The sequence below is a fragment of the Mesorhizobium sp. M1409 genome (assembly GCF_040317535.1).
GTDB lineage: Bacteria > Pseudomonadota > Alphaproteobacteria > Rhizobiales > Rhizobiaceae > Mesorhizobium.
Window position 1 is genome coordinate 15,209 of record NZ_JAMYKV010000025.1, and the last position, 15,276, is coordinate 30,484.

The 15,276-nt window shown below is 64.6% G+C and carries 11 protein-coding genes; 8 read left to right on the forward strand and 3 right to left on the reverse strand.

Going from position 1 to position 15,276, the window contains the following annotated elements; translation table 11 throughout:
• Nucleotides 1-250: 250 nt before the first annotated feature.
• The 3 genes from NKG99_RS19440 to NKG99_RS19450 all read left to right on the forward strand — a co-directional run bounded on the left by NKG99_RS19440 (nucleotide 251) and on the right by NKG99_RS19450 (nucleotide 2,914).
• On the forward strand, nucleotides 251-1,105 hold the full coding sequence (locus NKG99_RS19440; RefSeq protein WP_352870248.1) for a MetQ/NlpA family lipoprotein: 855 nt from the start codon (nucleotides 251-253) through the stop codon (nucleotides 1,103-1,105).
• A gap of 86 nt (nucleotides 1,106-1,191) precedes the next feature.
• Complete coding sequence (locus NKG99_RS19445; RefSeq protein ID WP_352870249.1) at nucleotides 1,192-2,280, forward strand: methionine ABC transporter ATP-binding protein; 1,089 nt, start codon at nucleotides 1,192-1,194, stop codon at nucleotides 2,278-2,280.
• Nucleotides 2,261-2,914: a methionine ABC transporter permease gene (locus NKG99_RS19450; RefSeq protein ID WP_352870250.1), complete on the forward strand. Its 654-nt coding sequence runs from the start codon at nucleotides 2,261-2,263 to the stop codon at nucleotides 2,912-2,914. The genes NKG99_RS19445 and NKG99_RS19450 overlap by 20 nt, the downstream gene beginning before the upstream one ends.
• 624 nt (nucleotides 2,915-3,538) lie before the next feature.
• On the opposite strand, the gene NKG99_RS19455 is transcribed toward NKG99_RS19450, so the two are convergent.
• Nucleotides 3,539-5,278, reverse strand: a complete 1,740-nt coding sequence (locus tag NKG99_RS19455) for a hydantoinase B/oxoprolinase family protein (protein ID WP_352870251.1) — start codon at nucleotides 5,276-5,278, stop codon at nucleotides 3,539-3,541.
• 1 nt (nucleotide 5,279) lies between these two features.
• Nucleotides 5,280-7,364: a hydantoinase/oxoprolinase family protein gene (locus tag NKG99_RS19460; protein ID WP_352870252.1), complete on the reverse strand. Its 2,085-nt coding sequence runs from the start codon at nucleotides 7,362-7,364 to the stop codon at nucleotides 5,280-5,282.
• A 220-nt stretch (nucleotides 7,365-7,584) separates the two neighbouring features.
• On the opposite strand from NKG99_RS19460, the gene NKG99_RS19465 reads away from it, so the two are divergent.
• From NKG99_RS19465 to NKG99_RS19485, 5 genes are all read left to right on the forward strand, one after another.
• Complete coding sequence (locus tag NKG99_RS19465; protein WP_352870253.1) at nucleotides 7,585-8,412, forward strand: ferredoxin--NADP reductase; 828 nt, start codon at nucleotides 7,585-7,587, stop codon at nucleotides 8,410-8,412.
• Nucleotides 8,413-8,622: 210 nt separating this feature from the next.
• Complete coding sequence (gene deoC / locus NKG99_RS19470; RefSeq protein ID WP_352870254.1) at nucleotides 8,623-9,669, forward strand: deoxyribose-phosphate aldolase; 1,047 nt, start codon at nucleotides 8,623-8,625, stop codon at nucleotides 9,667-9,669.
• Nucleotides 9,670-9,746: 77 nt separating this feature from the next.
• A complete protein-coding gene (locus NKG99_RS19475; RefSeq protein ID WP_352870255.1) occupies nucleotides 9,747-12,119 on the forward strand; it encodes an aldehyde dehydrogenase family protein in 2,373 nt (790 codons plus the stop codon).
• Nucleotides 12,120-12,308: 189 nt separating this feature from the next.
• On the forward strand, nucleotides 12,309-13,040 hold the full coding sequence (locus tag NKG99_RS19480; RefSeq protein ID WP_352870256.1) for an SDR family oxidoreductase: 732 nt from the start codon (nucleotides 12,309-12,311) through the stop codon (nucleotides 13,038-13,040).
• Nucleotides 13,041-13,230: 190 nt separating this feature from the next.
• A complete protein-coding gene (locus NKG99_RS19485; RefSeq protein WP_352870257.1) occupies nucleotides 13,231-14,076 on the forward strand; it encodes a fumarylacetoacetate hydrolase family protein in 846 nt (281 codons plus the stop codon).
• 195 nt (nucleotides 14,077-14,271) lie between these two features.
• On the opposite strand, the gene NKG99_RS19490 is transcribed toward NKG99_RS19485, so the two are convergent.
• The gene (locus NKG99_RS19490; RefSeq protein ID WP_352870258.1) at nucleotides 14,272-15,270 is read right to left on the reverse strand and encodes an ABC transporter ATP-binding protein; all 999 of its coding nucleotides are present in this window, start codon (nucleotides 15,268-15,270) and stop codon (nucleotides 14,272-14,274) included.
• Nucleotides 15,271-15,276: the final 6 nt, after the last annotated feature.

The window sequence follows — 15,276 nt, forward strand, 5'->3', positions numbered from 1 at the left end:
GGTCGATATGGGCGCTGAGCCATCTCCGAATCTGATCTCCTCTCGAGGGTACAGGATCGCACCGCGACCCACTGCGGCCTGTCAGGCGGCGTCTTTTGCTCACGCTCTTCAAATTTTTGAGAGAATATTCCCGGCTTTGACGAGAACGGCGAAACACGTTCTTTGATATAATCGATAGAATTTCTGAGGATGTGACCAAGGCTAGGCAATCCGCCTGGCTGCCATGACTTCACAACCGCAGAGATCAATCATGTCCGACTTCAAGAACACTTTGCCATCTTCCCTTTGGTCAACCGTCAACCGGCGCAGCGGCCTTGCTCTGCTGTTCGCATCGGCCGTCGCGGTCGGCAGCCTGATGGCGCCCAGCGTGTCGTTCGCCGAAGACAAGAAGGCGATCAAGGTCGGCATCATCAGCGGCGAGGACGAGGATGTCTGGCGGGTCGTCGTCGCCCAGGCGGCCGAAAAGGGCCTCGCCATCGAGACCGTGGTGTTCAACGACTACACCCAGCCCAACGAGGCGCTGGAGCGTGGCGAAATCGACGCCAACGCCTTCCAGCACCAGCCCTATCTCGACAACCAGATCAAGACGCAAGGCTATCACATCGTCCGGGTCGGCTACACCGGCGTCTGGCCGATCGGCCTCTACTCGAAGAAGTACACAAAGGTCGCCGAGCTGCCCGAGGGCGCGGTCATCGGCGTGCCGAACGACCCGTCCAATGAAGGCCGGGCACTGCGCGTCTTGCAGAATGAAGGCGTGATCAAGCTGAAGGACGGGACCGGCATCTTGGCCACCACCGCCGACATCGCCGAGAATGCCAAGAAGGTGGTGATCAAGGAACTCGACGCCGGTATCGTCGGCCGCTCGGTGGAGGATCTCGATGCCGCCGTGGTCAACACCGACTGGGCGCTGAAAAGCGGGCTGACGCCGGAAAACCGCATCGCGCAGGAGCCCATTGCCGACAATCCGTACCGCAACTTCATCGCGGTGAAGACCGGCAACGAGAACGAGGCCTGGGTGAAGACGCTGGTGGCTTCGTACCAGAACGAGGCGGTGAAAGCCGAGTTCGACAAGGTCTACAAGGGCACCGGCCTCAGCGCCTATTGAGGACATACAGGCGCTAAAGCGTCAGCTTTGACTGCAAGGCGGTCCGCGCCACGCGCGGGCCGCACTCGTATTTTCAGGATCCGCCCATGAACCAGCACTTTACCTTGACCGCCGAGACCACGGAGCAGGCCAGCGCAACACAGCAAGATGTCGTGCGCCTTGTCGACCTGAAGCGCCGCTTCGGCGCGACCGCGGCGCTCGACGGCATTTCGCTGACCGTGCGCAAGGGCGAGATCCTCGGCATCATCGGCCGTAGCGGCGCCGGCAAGTCGACGCTGATCCGCTGCCTGAACGGGCTGGAGCGGCCTGACTCCGGCGAGGTGTTCATCGAGGGCCGCGAGATCAGTCGGCTCGGCGAGCGCGACCTGCAGCCGCTGCGCCGGCGCATCGGCATGATCTTCCAGCATTTCAACCTTTTGTCGGCCAAGACCGTCGAGGACAATGTGGCGCTGCCGCTCAAGATCGAAGGCCGCCCGAGGGCCGAGCGGTTGGCACGCGCGGCCGAGCTGCTCGATCTCGTCGGTCTGTCGGAGAAGGCAAAAGCCTATCCGGCATCGCTGTCGGGCGGCCAGAAGCAGCGCGTCGGCATCGCCAGGGCGCTTGCCGCGCGCCCGGCGCTGTTGCTGTCGGACGAAGCGACCTCGGCGCTCGACCCGGAGACGACGCGCTCCATTCTCGCGCTGCTCAAGGACATCAACCGGCGGCTTGGCCTGACCATCCTGCTGATCACCCATGAGATGGAAGTGATCCGCTCGATCGCCGACCGGGTGGCGGTGATCGATGCCGGGCGCATCGTCGAGCAAGGGCCGGTGTGGTCGGTGTTCGCCGACCCGCGCTCCGACATCACAAAAAGCCTGCTCGGCGCCACCCGGCCGCAGCTGCCGGCCGAACTGGCGGCCCGGCTGCTGCCGGCGGCCGGCGCGGAGACGATCCTGCGCGTGGACGTGGCCGGCGAGGCGGCAAGCGGCCCGCTGCTGTCCGACCTCGCCACTGCTATTCCAGGCGCATTCCGCCTTGTCCATGGCGGCATCGACCATATCCAGCAGCGGCCCGTCGGGACGCTGTTCCTTTCTGTTCCGGGCAGCGATGCAAACCATCTCGCCGAAATCATCACATTCCTGAAGGCCCGCCAGGCGCGGGTGGAGGTGCTTGGCCATGTCGCCAATCCTGTTTGAGCTTCTGCTGCGTTCGATCTGGGAAACGGTGCTGATGACGGCCGCGTCCGGCCTCATCTCGCTGGTCTTCGGCCTGCCGCTCGGCCTGGCGTTGATTGCCACCGAACGTGGCGGCATTGCCGAGAGCCTGTGGGTGAACCGGGCGCTTGGCGCCGTCATCAACGGCTTCCGCTCGGTGCCCTTCATCATCCTTCTGGTGGCGCTGATCCCGGTGACGCGGCTGATCGTCGGCACCTCGATCGGCACCTGGGCGGCGATCGTGCCGCTGTCGATCGCCGCCACGCCCTACTATGCGCGCATCGCCGAAGTGTCGCTGCGCGAGGTCGACCACGGCTTGATCGAGGCGGCGCGGGCCATGGGCGGCAACCGCTGGACGATCATTCGCGAGGTGCTGGTGCCCGAAGCCCTGCCCGGCATCGTCGCCGGCTTCACGGTCACGCTGGTGACGCTGATCGGCGCCTCCGCCATGGCCGGCGCCATCGGCGCCGGCGGCCTCGGCGACCTCGCCATCCGCTACGGCTACCAGCGCTTTGAGACCTCGGTGATGATCGCCGTGGTGATCGTGCTGATCATCCTGGTCTGCGGCATCCAGTGGGTAGGGGACCGTCTGGTGGCGAGGCTGGACCGGAGATAATGGTCAGCGGCTGAACATTCGGTTCGGCCGAGGCCTTCTACCGTTGGCGCCGCCCCTCACTGTCCTGCCGGACATCTCTCCCCGTAGAACGGGGAGAGAGGGGCTGGCCGTAACGCCGACATTCTTCCTGTAACGCTGGTAACTGGCGAAATCGTCAACGACAGCGCCCCTCTCCCCGTCACTATACGGGGAGAGGATGCCGGCAGGCAGGTGAGGGGCAGCGCCTAGGGTTGGCCACTATGACGCTTTGGGACTAGCCGAGTTAGCCTCGCAACCTAACGCCCTCCGGATCGAAGAACGGTATCGGCGCCACCACCGCGCGTGTGGGCTTGCCGTCGATGTCGACGCTGAGCTGCGTACCAACAGCGGTGAACGGCAGCCGCAGATGCGCGGTGGCACCTTGCCGAGAGAATAACCGTGGTCGCTATAGGTGACCGCACCGGCATCCTCGCCATGAGCCAGAACCCTCGCATCGGTCGCGGCCGGTTTGTCGCCGTCGAGGATCAGTCCTACCCATTGCTCGTCGAGGCCCCTGTCGCGGACCTTGTACGAAGGAGACGGAAACGACATGCGCCAGGCGATCGCGGCGCGGCGAACGGACCAAGCCGTTGCAATGGCGGTGCGTCAGCCGGCGCGCTGCTTGTCCGTCGCTTTCCGGTCAATCGCGAGCTCGCCCGAGAGGACCACGCCGAATTTTTCGCTGGCTTCCGCTGGCGTGTAGTACCCCAGCGCCACATCGCGCAGCACCAGATCGGCATTCCGCTCAAGCGGATCGCCATAGCCGCCGCCGCCCGGCGTGCCGACCCTGACCCGATCTCCCGCCTTAAGCGCGATGTCCTGCTCCTTGGAGAGATGCGCCGGCACATGTTCCTCACCGCCGCGGAAGACCGTCACCGTGTTGACCGCACCATCCTTGCCGCCGAGCGCGCCTTGCGGGCCGAAACGGCCGTGATCCATGACGAAGGAGGCGCGGGCATCGCCGCGCAGGATCTCGACCTCATAGGCGAGGCCGAAGCCGCCGCGATGTTTGCCGGCGCCACCGGAGCCTTCGCGCAAGGCATAGTGGCGGTAGAGCACAGGAAAAGCCTGTTCCATGATCTCGACCGGCGGCGATTTGGAAATGCCGATGGTCGAGCAGCCATTGGTCAGGCCGTCATGGCTTGAATTGCCGCCATAGCCGCCGCCGGAGATCTGGTACATGACGTAGTCGCGGCCGCGCGCGGGATCATTGCCGCCGAGCGCGAAATTGCCGCTGGAGCCGGCGGGGGCGGCCGTCACCTTCTCCGGCAACGCCTGCACCATCGCCGCGAACACCGCCTCGGCGATGCGCTGCGAGACTTCGGCCGCACAGCCGGAGACCGGGCGCGGATATTTGGCGTCAAGGAAGGTGCCTTCCGGTCGCTTGACGATCAGCGGCTCGAAAGCGCCGGCGCTGATCGGCACGTCGGGGAAAATGTGGCGCATGGCCAGATAGACCGAGGACAGGGTCGTCGCCAGCACGCTGTTCATCGGTCCGGCGCACGGCTTTGACGAGCCGGCGAAATCGAAGGTCAGCGTGTCGCCCTGTTTCTCGACGGCGAGCGCGATGGTCAGCGGCTCGTTGACCACCCCGTCGGAATCGACGAACGCCTTGGAACTGTAGGTGCCGTCGGGGATGGCTGATATGTTGGCGCGCATCTGCTCGGCGGCGCGGCGGCGCAATTCGGCGATCGCCTCGACAACAGTTTCGTCACCGTAACGATCCAGGATTCCGTTGAGCCTGTCCTGACCGATCAGCAGGGCCGCAGCCTGGGCCCTGATGTCGCCGATGCGCTGGTCGGCGACGCGGATGTTGGAACAGATGATGGCGTAGATCTCTGGATCGAGCACGCCCTTCTTGAACAGCTTCACCGGCGGCAACCTCAGGCCTTCCTGCTCGACCGCCGTTGCCGAGGCTGAAAACCCGCCCGGCACCGAGCCGCCAATGTCGGGCCAGTGGCCAGTGTTGGACAGCCAGCAGAAGATCTTGCCGTCGCGATAGACCGGCATGGCGAAGCGCACGTCCATCAGATGCGTGCCGCCGAGATAGGGATCGTTGACGATGTAGATGTCGCCCGGCTCCGGAGCCAAGCAGCGGCCATCGGCGATCATCTCGATCACCGTCCTGGTCGAATACTGCATGACGCCGACGAACACCGGCAGGCCCTGGCTGCCTTGCGCGATTAGCGAACCGTCGACGGCCGAATAGATGCCGTCGGAACGGTCGTTGGCTTCGGCGATGACAGGCGAGAAGGCGGCGCGCGAGAACGTCAGGTCCATCTCGTCGCAGACCTGCTGCAGCGCCGCCTGAAGGACCGAAAGCGTGATGGCGTCGAGCTTTGCCATATCAGGCCTCGCCAATGTCGATGATGATGTTGCCGTCGGCGTCGCAGCGTGCGCGGTCGCCGGGTTCGAGCACGGTGGTGGCGTCCATCTGTTCGAGGATCGCCGGCCCTTCGATGACCGCGTCGAGCGGCAGCTTTTCCCTGCTATAGACCGGTGTGTCGTGCCAGCGCCCAGCGTACCAGACCGGCCGGATTTCTCGTCGCGCCTCGTCGAGCGTTGTTGCGCGCCCGGCCGGATCGATCAGCCGCGACAGATCGATCGCCGGACGCACGCCCGTGACCGAGGTGTTGAGGTTGACGAGATTGGCGCGGATTTCCGGCAATTCGACCTTGAAGCGGGCGAAATAAGCCTTTTCGAAAAGCTGCTGCAGCGCCGCCCGCGTCACTGACGACGACGGCAATGGCACGTTGATGATGTGGGTCTGGCCGACGAACTGCATATCGGCGGAGTGCGTGACGCGGATCGTCTCCGGCTTCACCGCTTCCTTGCCGATCAGCTCCTCGCCTTCGTTTCGGTGCCGTTCCAATACAGCGTGAAGCTCGGTTTCGTCGAGCACCGACACTGGCTGGTTGATGGTGTTGACGAAGTCGTGGCGCAGATCGGCGACGACGCAGCCAAGCGCGTTGGTGATGCCGGGCCGCGCCGGCACCAATACCCGGGGCAGGCCGAGCTCGCGGGCTAGGGCGGTGGCGTGCAGCGGGCCGGCACCGCCAAAGGCGAACAGCGCGAAATCGCGCGGATCGTGGCCGCGCGACACCGAGACCATGCGGATGGCGCCGGCCATCTTCATGTTGCCCAGCCGCAGCACCGCACCCGCTGCCTCGACGCCGGACAGGCCGGTCGCCTTGCCGATCTTGTCCTTGAATATGCTGGTGACGCGCTCTGACGTGACGGGATTTTCGACCGCCAGCAGCTTCTTGGGCGCCAGCCGGCCGAGCACAAGATTGGCGTCGGTGATGGTCGGCTCGAGACCGCCGCGCCCGTAGCAGATCGGGCCAGGATTGGCGCCGGCACTTTCCGGACCGATCTGGATCAGGCCGGCCGCATCGACACGGGCGATCGAGCCGCCGCCGGCGCCGACCGTGTGCACCGCCACCATCGGCACGTGGATAGGCATCGCATATTCGATCTCGATCTCGTTCGAGACAGCCGGCTCGGCGTTGCGGATCAGCGCCACGTCGGTGGAGGTGCCGCCCATGTCGTAGGTGACGAGGTTTTCGAAGCCGGCGCGCTTTCCGGTATAGGCGGCGGCGATGACGCCCGAGGCCGGACCGGACATCACCGTCTTGGCCGATTCACGTGTGACGAAGCGGGCCGAGATCATGCCGCCATTGCCGTTCATGATCAGGAAATCGCGGGCATAGCCCTTTGCAGCCAATTCCTTGCGCAGCCGCTCGACATAACGCTCGAGGATCGGCTGCACCGAGGCGTTGACCGAGGCGGTGACGCCGCGCTCGAATTCGCGCGCTTCCGACAGCAGCGCGTGACCCGCCGTGATGTAGCCGTTCGGCCAGAATTCGGCGGCGATTTCGGCGGCGCGCCGCTCATGCGCCGGGTTGGCGTAGGAATGCAGGAAATGGATGACGAGGGATTCGCAGCCGGCCGCGATCAGCGTCTTCACCGCCTCGCGCATTTCCGCCTCGTCGAGCGGCGTGCGGATCACCCCCGACGCCTCGACGCGCTCCGACACTTCGAGCCGCAGATTGCGCGTAATGATCGGCACGAAGCTGCCGGTCATGCCATAGGCCTGCGGCCGTGTCCGTCGGCCAAGCTCGATCACGTCGCGAAAGCCGCGCGTGGTGATCATGCCGGTTTTCGCCAGCCGGCGTTCGAGCACCGCATTGGTGGTGGTTGTCGTGCCATGCACGATCAGGTCGATGCCGTCGATCGGAAATCCGGTGGCGCCGAGTGCCGAAACGACGCCGAACGCCTGGTTGTCGACCGTGGTCGGGGTCTTGGCGATATGCACCCTGCCGCCGTCGCGTCCGTCGATCAGGAGCAGGTCGGTGAAGGTACCGCCGACATCGATACCGGCAACGACATTTCCCAGGGAATCATGTGCTTGCGCCGAAAAATTCTCTTCCATCGTCGAAACCCGAAATGCGCGGACTACGGATATGCGTCAGTTTGGAAAGCTGTTTTAAGGGAGCATCTTGACGCAAATATCGTTTGTATACTAATAAATTCGGGACACAAGAGCTTGCCGCTTTGGAGTGTGCGAACAGCACGCCGGGACCTGAATGGTTCGGGCGCGCAGGTGAAGGTTTGGCGCCCGCATCCACAGTTGGGCCAGAAGGTTGGATTTGATGAACACCACATCCGCTCTCAACACCGTCGGCGCCCGCCCGCTGCAATTCCCGATTCCGGCCAACGTCTACGCCGAAACCGTCGTCTCGGTGAAGCACTACACCGACCGGCTGTTCTCGTTCCGCATCACCCGTCCGCGGTCGCTGCGCTTCCGCTCCGGCGAGTTCGTCATGATCGGCCTGCCCAATGCCGAGAAGCCGGTGTACCGCGCCTATTCGGTGGCAAGCCCGGCCTGGGACGAAGAGCTGGAATTCTTCTCGATCAAAGTGCCGGACGGCCCGCTGACCTCGGAACTGCAGAAGATCCAGGTCGGTGATACGATCATCATGCGGCAGAAATCGACCGGCACTTTGGTGGTCGACGCGCTGACCCCGGCCAAGCGGCTGTTCATGATCTCGACCGGCACCGGCATCGCGCCCTTCGCCAGCCTGCTGCGCGACCCCGACACCTACGAGAAGTTCGAGCAGGTCATCCTGACCCACACCTGCCGTGACAATGCGGAACTGACCTACGGCCAGGAACTGGTCGCGGCGCTGGAAAGCGACCCGCTGATCGGCGAACTGACCGGCGGCCGCGTCACGCTCTACAACTCGACGACCCGCGAAGAATCGGAGCGCATGGGCCGCATCACCGCGCTGATCGGCTCCGGCAAGTTCTATACCGATCTCGGCATCGACAAGCTCAATCCGGAAACCGACCGCATCATGATCTGCGGCTCGATGCATATGCTGAAGGACGTCAAGGAGCTGGCCGAAAGCCTCGGCTTCGTCGAAGGCTCGCTGAGCCATCCGGCGACTTTCGTGGTCGAGCGCGCCTTCGTCGGCTGAGCAGCACTCAGCATTTCAATTCTGCGTTTTGACCACGTGGTCAAAAATTGGCTGCTTTCGCCGCCTTTTTCGGTTATGACCGCCTGAAGGACTCGTGAAGTGCGACTTCACGGGCTATCTTCGTGCGTGTCGCCCAAAAGTGTCGAGCGGTTTTGGGAAAACGATACGCACCAAGACATAAGCACACGTCGCTGAATGAAAGGGCAGGAGATGAGCAGCACAATCCGCGAAGCCGATCTCGGCACCAAGGTGACGCCGCTGCCCGCGCGTGCCGCCGCCAACACAGCCGTTCCGCTGGACCATCGCATCGCGCGCAATCCCGGCATGAAGCTCGACCTCGGCTTCATGGAATCGGTGCGCGGCGTCAATCGCTCGGCGCTGGAGCGGCGCGTCGCCAGCCTGACCAAACGGCGCTCGATCAAGGCCGACAACCAGGCGGCCTGGCTGCTGCGCGCCGTCGCCTGCATGGATCTGACGACGCTGAATTCCAACGACACCGAGGAGCGCGTGCGCCGGCTCTGCGCCAAGGCGATCAACCCGTTCCGCCGCGACATCGTCGAGGGTCTCGGCATTGCTGGTGATCCGATCCGCCCGGCGGCCGTCTGCGTCTATCACCCCTTCGTCTCCACCGCCGTCGATGCCGTGCGCGGCACCGGCATCCATGTCGCCGCCGTCTCCACCGCCTTTCCGCATGGCCTCGCACCGCTGTCGACCCGCCTGCAGGAGATCGAGGCATCGGTCCGCGACGGCGCCGACGAGATCGACGTCGTCATTCCGCGCGGGCTGGTGTTCGGGGCCAAGTGGCGGGAGCTCTACAATGAGATCGTCTCGATGCGCGCCGCCTGCGGTGACGCGCATCTGAAGGTCATCCTCGGCACCGGCGACCTCGCCACGCTGCGCAATGTCATGCTGGCTTCGATGGTGGCGATGATGGCGGGTGCCGATTTCATCAAGACCTCGACCGGTAAGGAGAGCGTCAACGCGACGCTGCCCGTCGGCCTCGCCATGGTGCGCGCCATCAGGGCCTATTTCGAGGAAACCGGCTACCTCATCGGCTTCAAGCCGGCCGGCGGCATTTCCACTGCCAAGGCCTCGCTCGACTGGCTGGTGCTGATGAAGGAAGAACTCGGACGGCCGTGGCTGGAGCCCGAGCTGTTCCGCTTCGGCGCATCGAGCCTGCTGACCGACATCGAGCGCCAGCTCGAGCACCATCTGACCGGTCACTATTCGGCCAATCATCGCCACGCAATGGCATAGGGATCGGGCTAAAGCTTTGAACGTGGAGTTCTTTCGCGCGAAAGAACGCCTTCCAAGACAATTATCTGGAGCGATCCATGAACATTCTCGACCGCTATCACGCCATGGATTACGGCCCGGCGCCGGAAGCTCGCAACGAGGCCGATGCATGGCTTGCCGCGCGCGATTTCGGCAAGGCGCTGTTCATCGGCGGCGAGTGGAAAGCCGCGTCCGGCGGCAAGACTTTCGACACCAGCGAACCGTCTTCCGGCACGCTGCTGGCCAAGGTCGCGGACGCCACTGCCGCCGACATCGACGCGGCGGTTGCGGCGGCCGCCAAGGCGCTGCCGAAATGGTCGGCATTTTCAGGCTACCAACGCGCCAAAGTGCTCTATGCCATCGGCCGCGCCATGCAGCGCCATCAGCGCCTGTTCGCGGTGCTTGAGACAATCGACAATGGCAAGCCGATCCGCGAAAGCCGCGACATCGACGTGCCGCTGGCGATCCGTCATTTCATCCACCATGCCGGCTGGGCACAGGCGCTGGACAGGGATTTCCCCGGCCACAAGGGTGTCGGCGTCGTCGGCCAGATCATCCCGTGGAATTTTCCGCTGCTGATGCTGGCCTGGAAGATCGCGCCCGCACTCGCCGCCGGCTGCACGGTGGTGCTGAAGCCGGCCGAGTTCACGCCGCTGACATCAATCCTGTTCGCCGAAATCTGTGAGCGCGCCGGCGTACCGAAAGGCGTCGTCAACATCGTCCAGGGCGGGCCTGAGGCCGGCGCGGCCATCGTCAACCACCCCGGCATCCAGAAGATCGCCTTCACCGGCTCTTCCGAGGTTGGCAAGGTCATCAGGAAAGCCACGGCGGGGACCGGGAAAAAACTGTCGCTGGAGCTCGGCGGCAAGTCGGCCTTCATCGTCTTCGAGGACGCCGATCTCGACAGCGCGGTCGAAGGCTTGGTCGACGGCATCTGGTTCAACCAGGGCCAGGTCTGCTGCGCCGGATCGCGGCTCTTGGTGCAGGAAGGCATTGCCGATGCCTTGATCGCCAAGGTCAAGGCGCGGATGAGCCGGCTGCGCGTCGGCAGCCCGCTCGACAAGAACACCGACATCGGCCCGCTGGTCGACTTGACACAGCTCGACCGGGTCAAGGGTCTGGTTGCCGAGGGCGCCAGACAGGGCGCCGTCTGCTGGCAGCCGGATGCGGCGCTGCCGTCCACCGGCTACTATCATCTGCCGACGCTCGCCACAGGTGTTTCGCCGGCTAACATCCTGGCGCAGGAGGAGGTGTTCGGCCCGGTGCTGGCGACCATGACCTTCCGCAACACCGAGGAAGCGATCGAGCTTGCCAACAACACGCGCTATGGGCTGGCGGCTTCGGTGTGGAGCGAAAACGTCAACCTCGCTTTGCATGTCGCGCCGCAGCTGAAGGCAGGCGTCGTCTGGGTCAACGGCACCAACATGTTCGACGCCGCCTGTGGCTTCGGCGGCTATCGCGAAAGCGGCTTCGGACGCGAGGGCGGACGCGAGGGCATGTTCGAATATCTCGCGGCGAAACTGCCGCTCGGCCCGGTCATCAAGCCGGCGACGATCTCGGCGCAACCGGTCGAGCAATCCGACGGCGACGCGATCGACCGCACGGCAAAGCTGTTCATCGGCGGCAAGCAGGTTCGCCCGGACGGCAATTACTCGCTGGCGGTCGCCACCGCCAAGGGCAAGCTTGCCGGCGAGGTCGGTCTCGGCAGCCGCAAGGACATCCGCGATGCCGTCTCCGCCGCCCGCGCCTGCAAGGCATGGCCGGAGGCGACCGCCTATAACAGGTGCCAGGTGCTCTATTATCTGGCCGAGAACCTTTCCGGCCGCGCCGGCGAGTTCTCGGCGCGTCTCGTGCAACTCACGGGCGTCTCCGCCAAGGCGGCGCGCGACGAGGTCGAGCAGTCGATCGAACGCCTGTTCCTCTATGCCGGTCTTGCCGACAAGTTCGAGGGCCGCGTGCACCAGCCGCCAGCGCGCGCTGTCACGTTGGCACTGCATGAGCCGGTCGGCGTGGTCGGCATCGTCGCGCCTGACACCTCGCCGCTGCTGGGTCTGATCTCGCTGGTCGCACCGGCGCTGGCGATGGGCAACACGGTGGTGGCAGTGCCGTCCGAGCGCTATCCGCTGCTGGCGACCGATCTCTATCAGGTCATCGAATATTCCGACGTTCCGGCCGGCGCCATCAACATCGTCACTGGCCGCACGGCCGAACTTGCCGGCGTGCTGGCCAAGCACGACGATGTCGACGGACTGTGGGTCTTCGCCGACGCCGACACCTGCGCCAAGGCGGAAGCCGAGTCGATCGGCAACCTCAAGCGCGTCTGGAGCGGCAATGGCCGCGGCCTCGACTGGGCGTCCGACGAGGCTGCCGGCGACGCCTTCCTGCGCCGGGCCGTCGAGGTGAAGAATGTGTGGGTGCCCTACGGCGATTGAGCCCCCGTGGCTATCGCGATGGTGATCGTGTTCGGGCTTGACGCTCGGACAGATGTTCTTTAACGAGAAAAAACATCTTTATCAGTGAACCGGCGATGGCGCGGGCCACCCGATGGCGCGTGACCGGCACATGACGTCTTGGCCAGCCGCCGGTAAATGCGGATGACCCAAGCGGACGAGGAGAACAGCATGGCGGATCTGGCAGGCAAGGTCGTTGTCGTCACGGCAGCGGCGCAAGGCATCGGCAAGGCGAGTGCGCTGGCCTTCGCCAAGGCAGGTGCCGTCGTCCATGCCACCGACATCAACGAGGTGCTGCTGGCTGAGCTCGCCAAGACATCCAGCATCAAGACCCGCAAGCTCGATGTGCTCAACGACGAGGCCGTCAACGCCGCCTTCGCCGAGATCGGTGCCGTCGACGTGCTGTTCAACTGCGCCGGGTTCGTCCATTCCGGCTCGATCCTCGAAATGAAGGACGCCGATCTCGACTTCGCCTTCAACCTCAATGTCCGCGCCATGATCCGCACCGTGCGGGCCGTGCTGCCCGGCATGCTGGAGCGCGGCGACGGATCGATCATCAACATGTCCTCGGTCGCCGGCGCCGGCAAAGGCGTGCCCAACCGCTTCGCCTATGGCGTCACCAAGGCCGCCGTCATCGGCCTGACCAAGGCGATCGCCGCCGATTATGTCGGCAAGGGCATACGCTGCAACGCCATTTGCCCCGGCACGGTCGAGAGCCCGTCGCTGCAGGACCGCATGCACGCGCAAGGCGACTATGAGGCCGCCCGCGCCGCCTTCATCGCCCGCCAGCCGATGGGCCGGCTCGGCACGCCGGAGGAAATCGCCGATCTCGCCGTCTATCTGGCCGGCGCCACCTATACGTCCGGGCAGGCCTACAATATCGACGGCGGCTGGTCGATCTAGAGCGCCCCGCTCGAGAAGATCGGTACCTTGTTCCAAAGGTCTGAAAATGATGGTTCGCCCGACATCAGGCGTGGCATCCACGCTTGCCCGGCCACCATCCACTGGCTAGGTTCCGCCCGCCCAGAACCACGTCGTCGCGGCGACGGAGCGAAATTGTAAACGGCCGTTGGCCGCAATCAGGAGAAGATGCATGAAACTGCTGCGCTATGGCGAGGTGGGAAGCGAGCGCCCAGGTCTGCTCGATGCCGATGGCACCATCCGCGATCTGTCCGCTCACGTCAGCGATATCGGCGGCAAGGCGCTCGATCCGGCGGCGCTGGCTGATCTGGCCAAGCTCGATCCGAAGTCGCTGCCGGCCGTTCCCGGCAGCCCGCGCCTCGGCGCCTGCGTCGCCGGCACCGGCAAGTTCATCTGCATCGGCCTCAACTATTCCGACCATGCCGCCGAAACCGGCGCCACCGTGCCGCCGGAACCGATCATCTTCATGAAGGCAAGCTCGGCCATTGTCGGGCCGGATGACGACGTGCTGATCCCGCGCGGCTCTGACAAGACCGACTGGGAGGTCGAGTTGGCCGTGGTCATCGGCAGGACGGCGAAATATGTCAGCGAAGCCGACGCGCTGGACTATGTCGCCGGCTACAGCGTTGCCCATGACGTGTCGGAGCGGGCCTTCCAGGCCGAGCGGCAGGGCCAGTGGACCAAGGGCAAGTCCTGCGACACCTTCGGACCCACCGGCCCGTGGCTGGTGACCAAGGATGAAGTGGCCGACCCGCAGAACCTCAAGATGTGGCTGACGGTCAACGGCAAGACGATGCAGAACGGCTCGACCAGGACCATGGTCTACGGCGTCAAGTATCTGGTGTCCTACCTCAGCCAGTTCATGTCGCTGCACCCCGGCGACATCATCTCCACCGGCACGCCGCCCGGCGTTGGCCTCGGCATGAAGCCGCCGGTGTTCTTGAAGGCTGGTGATGTGGTGGAACTCGGCATTGAAGGCTTGGGTCAGCAGAAGCAGACGTTCAAGGCTGACGTGTAGGAGCGATATTTCGGAGGCTCGCGCCGCCCCTCATCTGGCTGCCGCCATCTTCTCCCCGTTGAACGGGGAGAAGGACGCTGCCGTTGATGCTTTCGCCAATCGCCAGCGCTTGAGCTATCTCCCTTCTCCCCGTCACTATACGGGGAGAAGGTGCCGGCAGGCGGATGAGGGGCAGCGCCAGCCTATGCTGCGATACTACTTCAGCACCTTCCCATCCGCCCCAAATCGATAGGTCTTCGCCGGGTCCGGCGTCGCATAGAGCGTGGCGCCCGGTTCTGCATCGTATACCCCGAAAATGCGCACTGTGATCAACCCGGCCTTCTCGCAGTCGAGATAGAGATTGGTGTCGGCGCCGAGATGCTCGGCATGCACGACCGTACCCTTCCAGGCGCCGGATTTCGGATCGACGGTCAGATGTTCCGGCCGCACGCCGATGGTCTTGGCGGTTTCGCCGAGACGGGCGCCGTCGACGAAATTCATCTTCGGTGAGCCGATGAAGCCGGCGACGAACTCATTTGCCGGCGAATTGTAGAGCTCCATCGGACCGCCGATCTGCTCGATCCTGCCGGCATTGAGCACGACGATCTTGTCGGCCAGCGTCATCGCCTCGACCTGGTCGTGGGTGACGTAGATCATCGTCGCTTTCAGCCGGCGATGCAGTTGCGCGATCTCCAGCCGCGTGTTGACGCGCAGCGCAGCGTCGAGGTTCGACAACGGTTCGTCGAACAGGAACAGCTTCGGCTCGCGCACCACGGCGCGGCCGATGGCGACGCGCTGGCGCTGGCCGCCGGAGAGTTCGGCCGGCCGTCTCTCGAGGTAGGGTTCCAGAGACAGCATCGACGAGGCGATGCCGATGCGGCGATCGATCTCGGCCGCCGGCGTGCCGGCCTGCTTCAGCCCGAGGCCCATATTGTTCTTCACCGTCAGATGCGGGTAGAGCGCATAGGTCTGGAACACCATGGCGATGCCGCGCTTGGCCGGCGGCGTGGCCGAGACATCCTGACCGTCGATGACCACCCGGCCCGAGGTCGAATCCTCCAGCCCGGCAATAACCCGGAGCAAGGTCGACTTGCCGCAGCCGGACGGGCCGACGAAGACGACGAATTCGCCGTCATTCACTTCGAGGTTGATGCCCTTCAGCACCTCGACCGGCCCGAAGGCCTTCTTCACGTTCTCGATGTTCAGCGAGCCCACGGCTTC

What these genes read in the sequence shown, in the direction of transcription:
- NKG99_RS19440 (WP_352870248.1), top strand. Translation starts at nt 251, where the DNA reads ATGTCCGACTTCAAGAACACTTTGCCATCTTCCCTTTGGTCAACCGTC.
- NKG99_RS19445 (WP_352870249.1), top strand. Translation starts at nt 1,192, where the DNA reads ATGAACCAGCACTTTACCTTGACCGCCGAGACCACGGAGCAGGCCAGC.
- NKG99_RS19450 (WP_352870250.1), top strand. Translation starts at nt 2,261, where the DNA reads ATGTCGCCAATCCTGTTTGAGCTTCTGCTGCGTTCGATCTGGGAAACG.
- NKG99_RS19455 (WP_352870251.1), bottom strand. Translation starts at nt 5,278, where the DNA reads ATGGCAAAGCTCGACGCCATCACGCTTTCGGTCCTTCAGGCGGCGCTG.
- NKG99_RS19460 (WP_352870252.1), bottom strand. Translation starts at nt 7,364, where the DNA reads ATGGAAGAGAATTTTTCGGCGCAAGCACATGATTCCCTGGGAAATGTC.
- NKG99_RS19465 (WP_352870253.1), top strand. Translation starts at nt 7,585, where the DNA reads ATGAACACCACATCCGCTCTCAACACCGTCGGCGCCCGCCCGCTGCAA.
- deoC (WP_352870254.1), top strand. Translation starts at nt 8,623, where the DNA reads ATGAGCAGCACAATCCGCGAAGCCGATCTCGGCACCAAGGTGACGCCG.
- NKG99_RS19475 (WP_352870255.1), top strand. Translation starts at nt 9,747, where the DNA reads ATGAACATTCTCGACCGCTATCACGCCATGGATTACGGCCCGGCGCCG.
- NKG99_RS19480 (WP_352870256.1), top strand. Translation starts at nt 12,309, where the DNA reads ATGGCGGATCTGGCAGGCAAGGTCGTTGTCGTCACGGCAGCGGCGCAA.
- NKG99_RS19485 (WP_352870257.1), top strand. Translation starts at nt 13,231, where the DNA reads ATGAAACTGCTGCGCTATGGCGAGGTGGGAAGCGAGCGCCCAGGTCTG.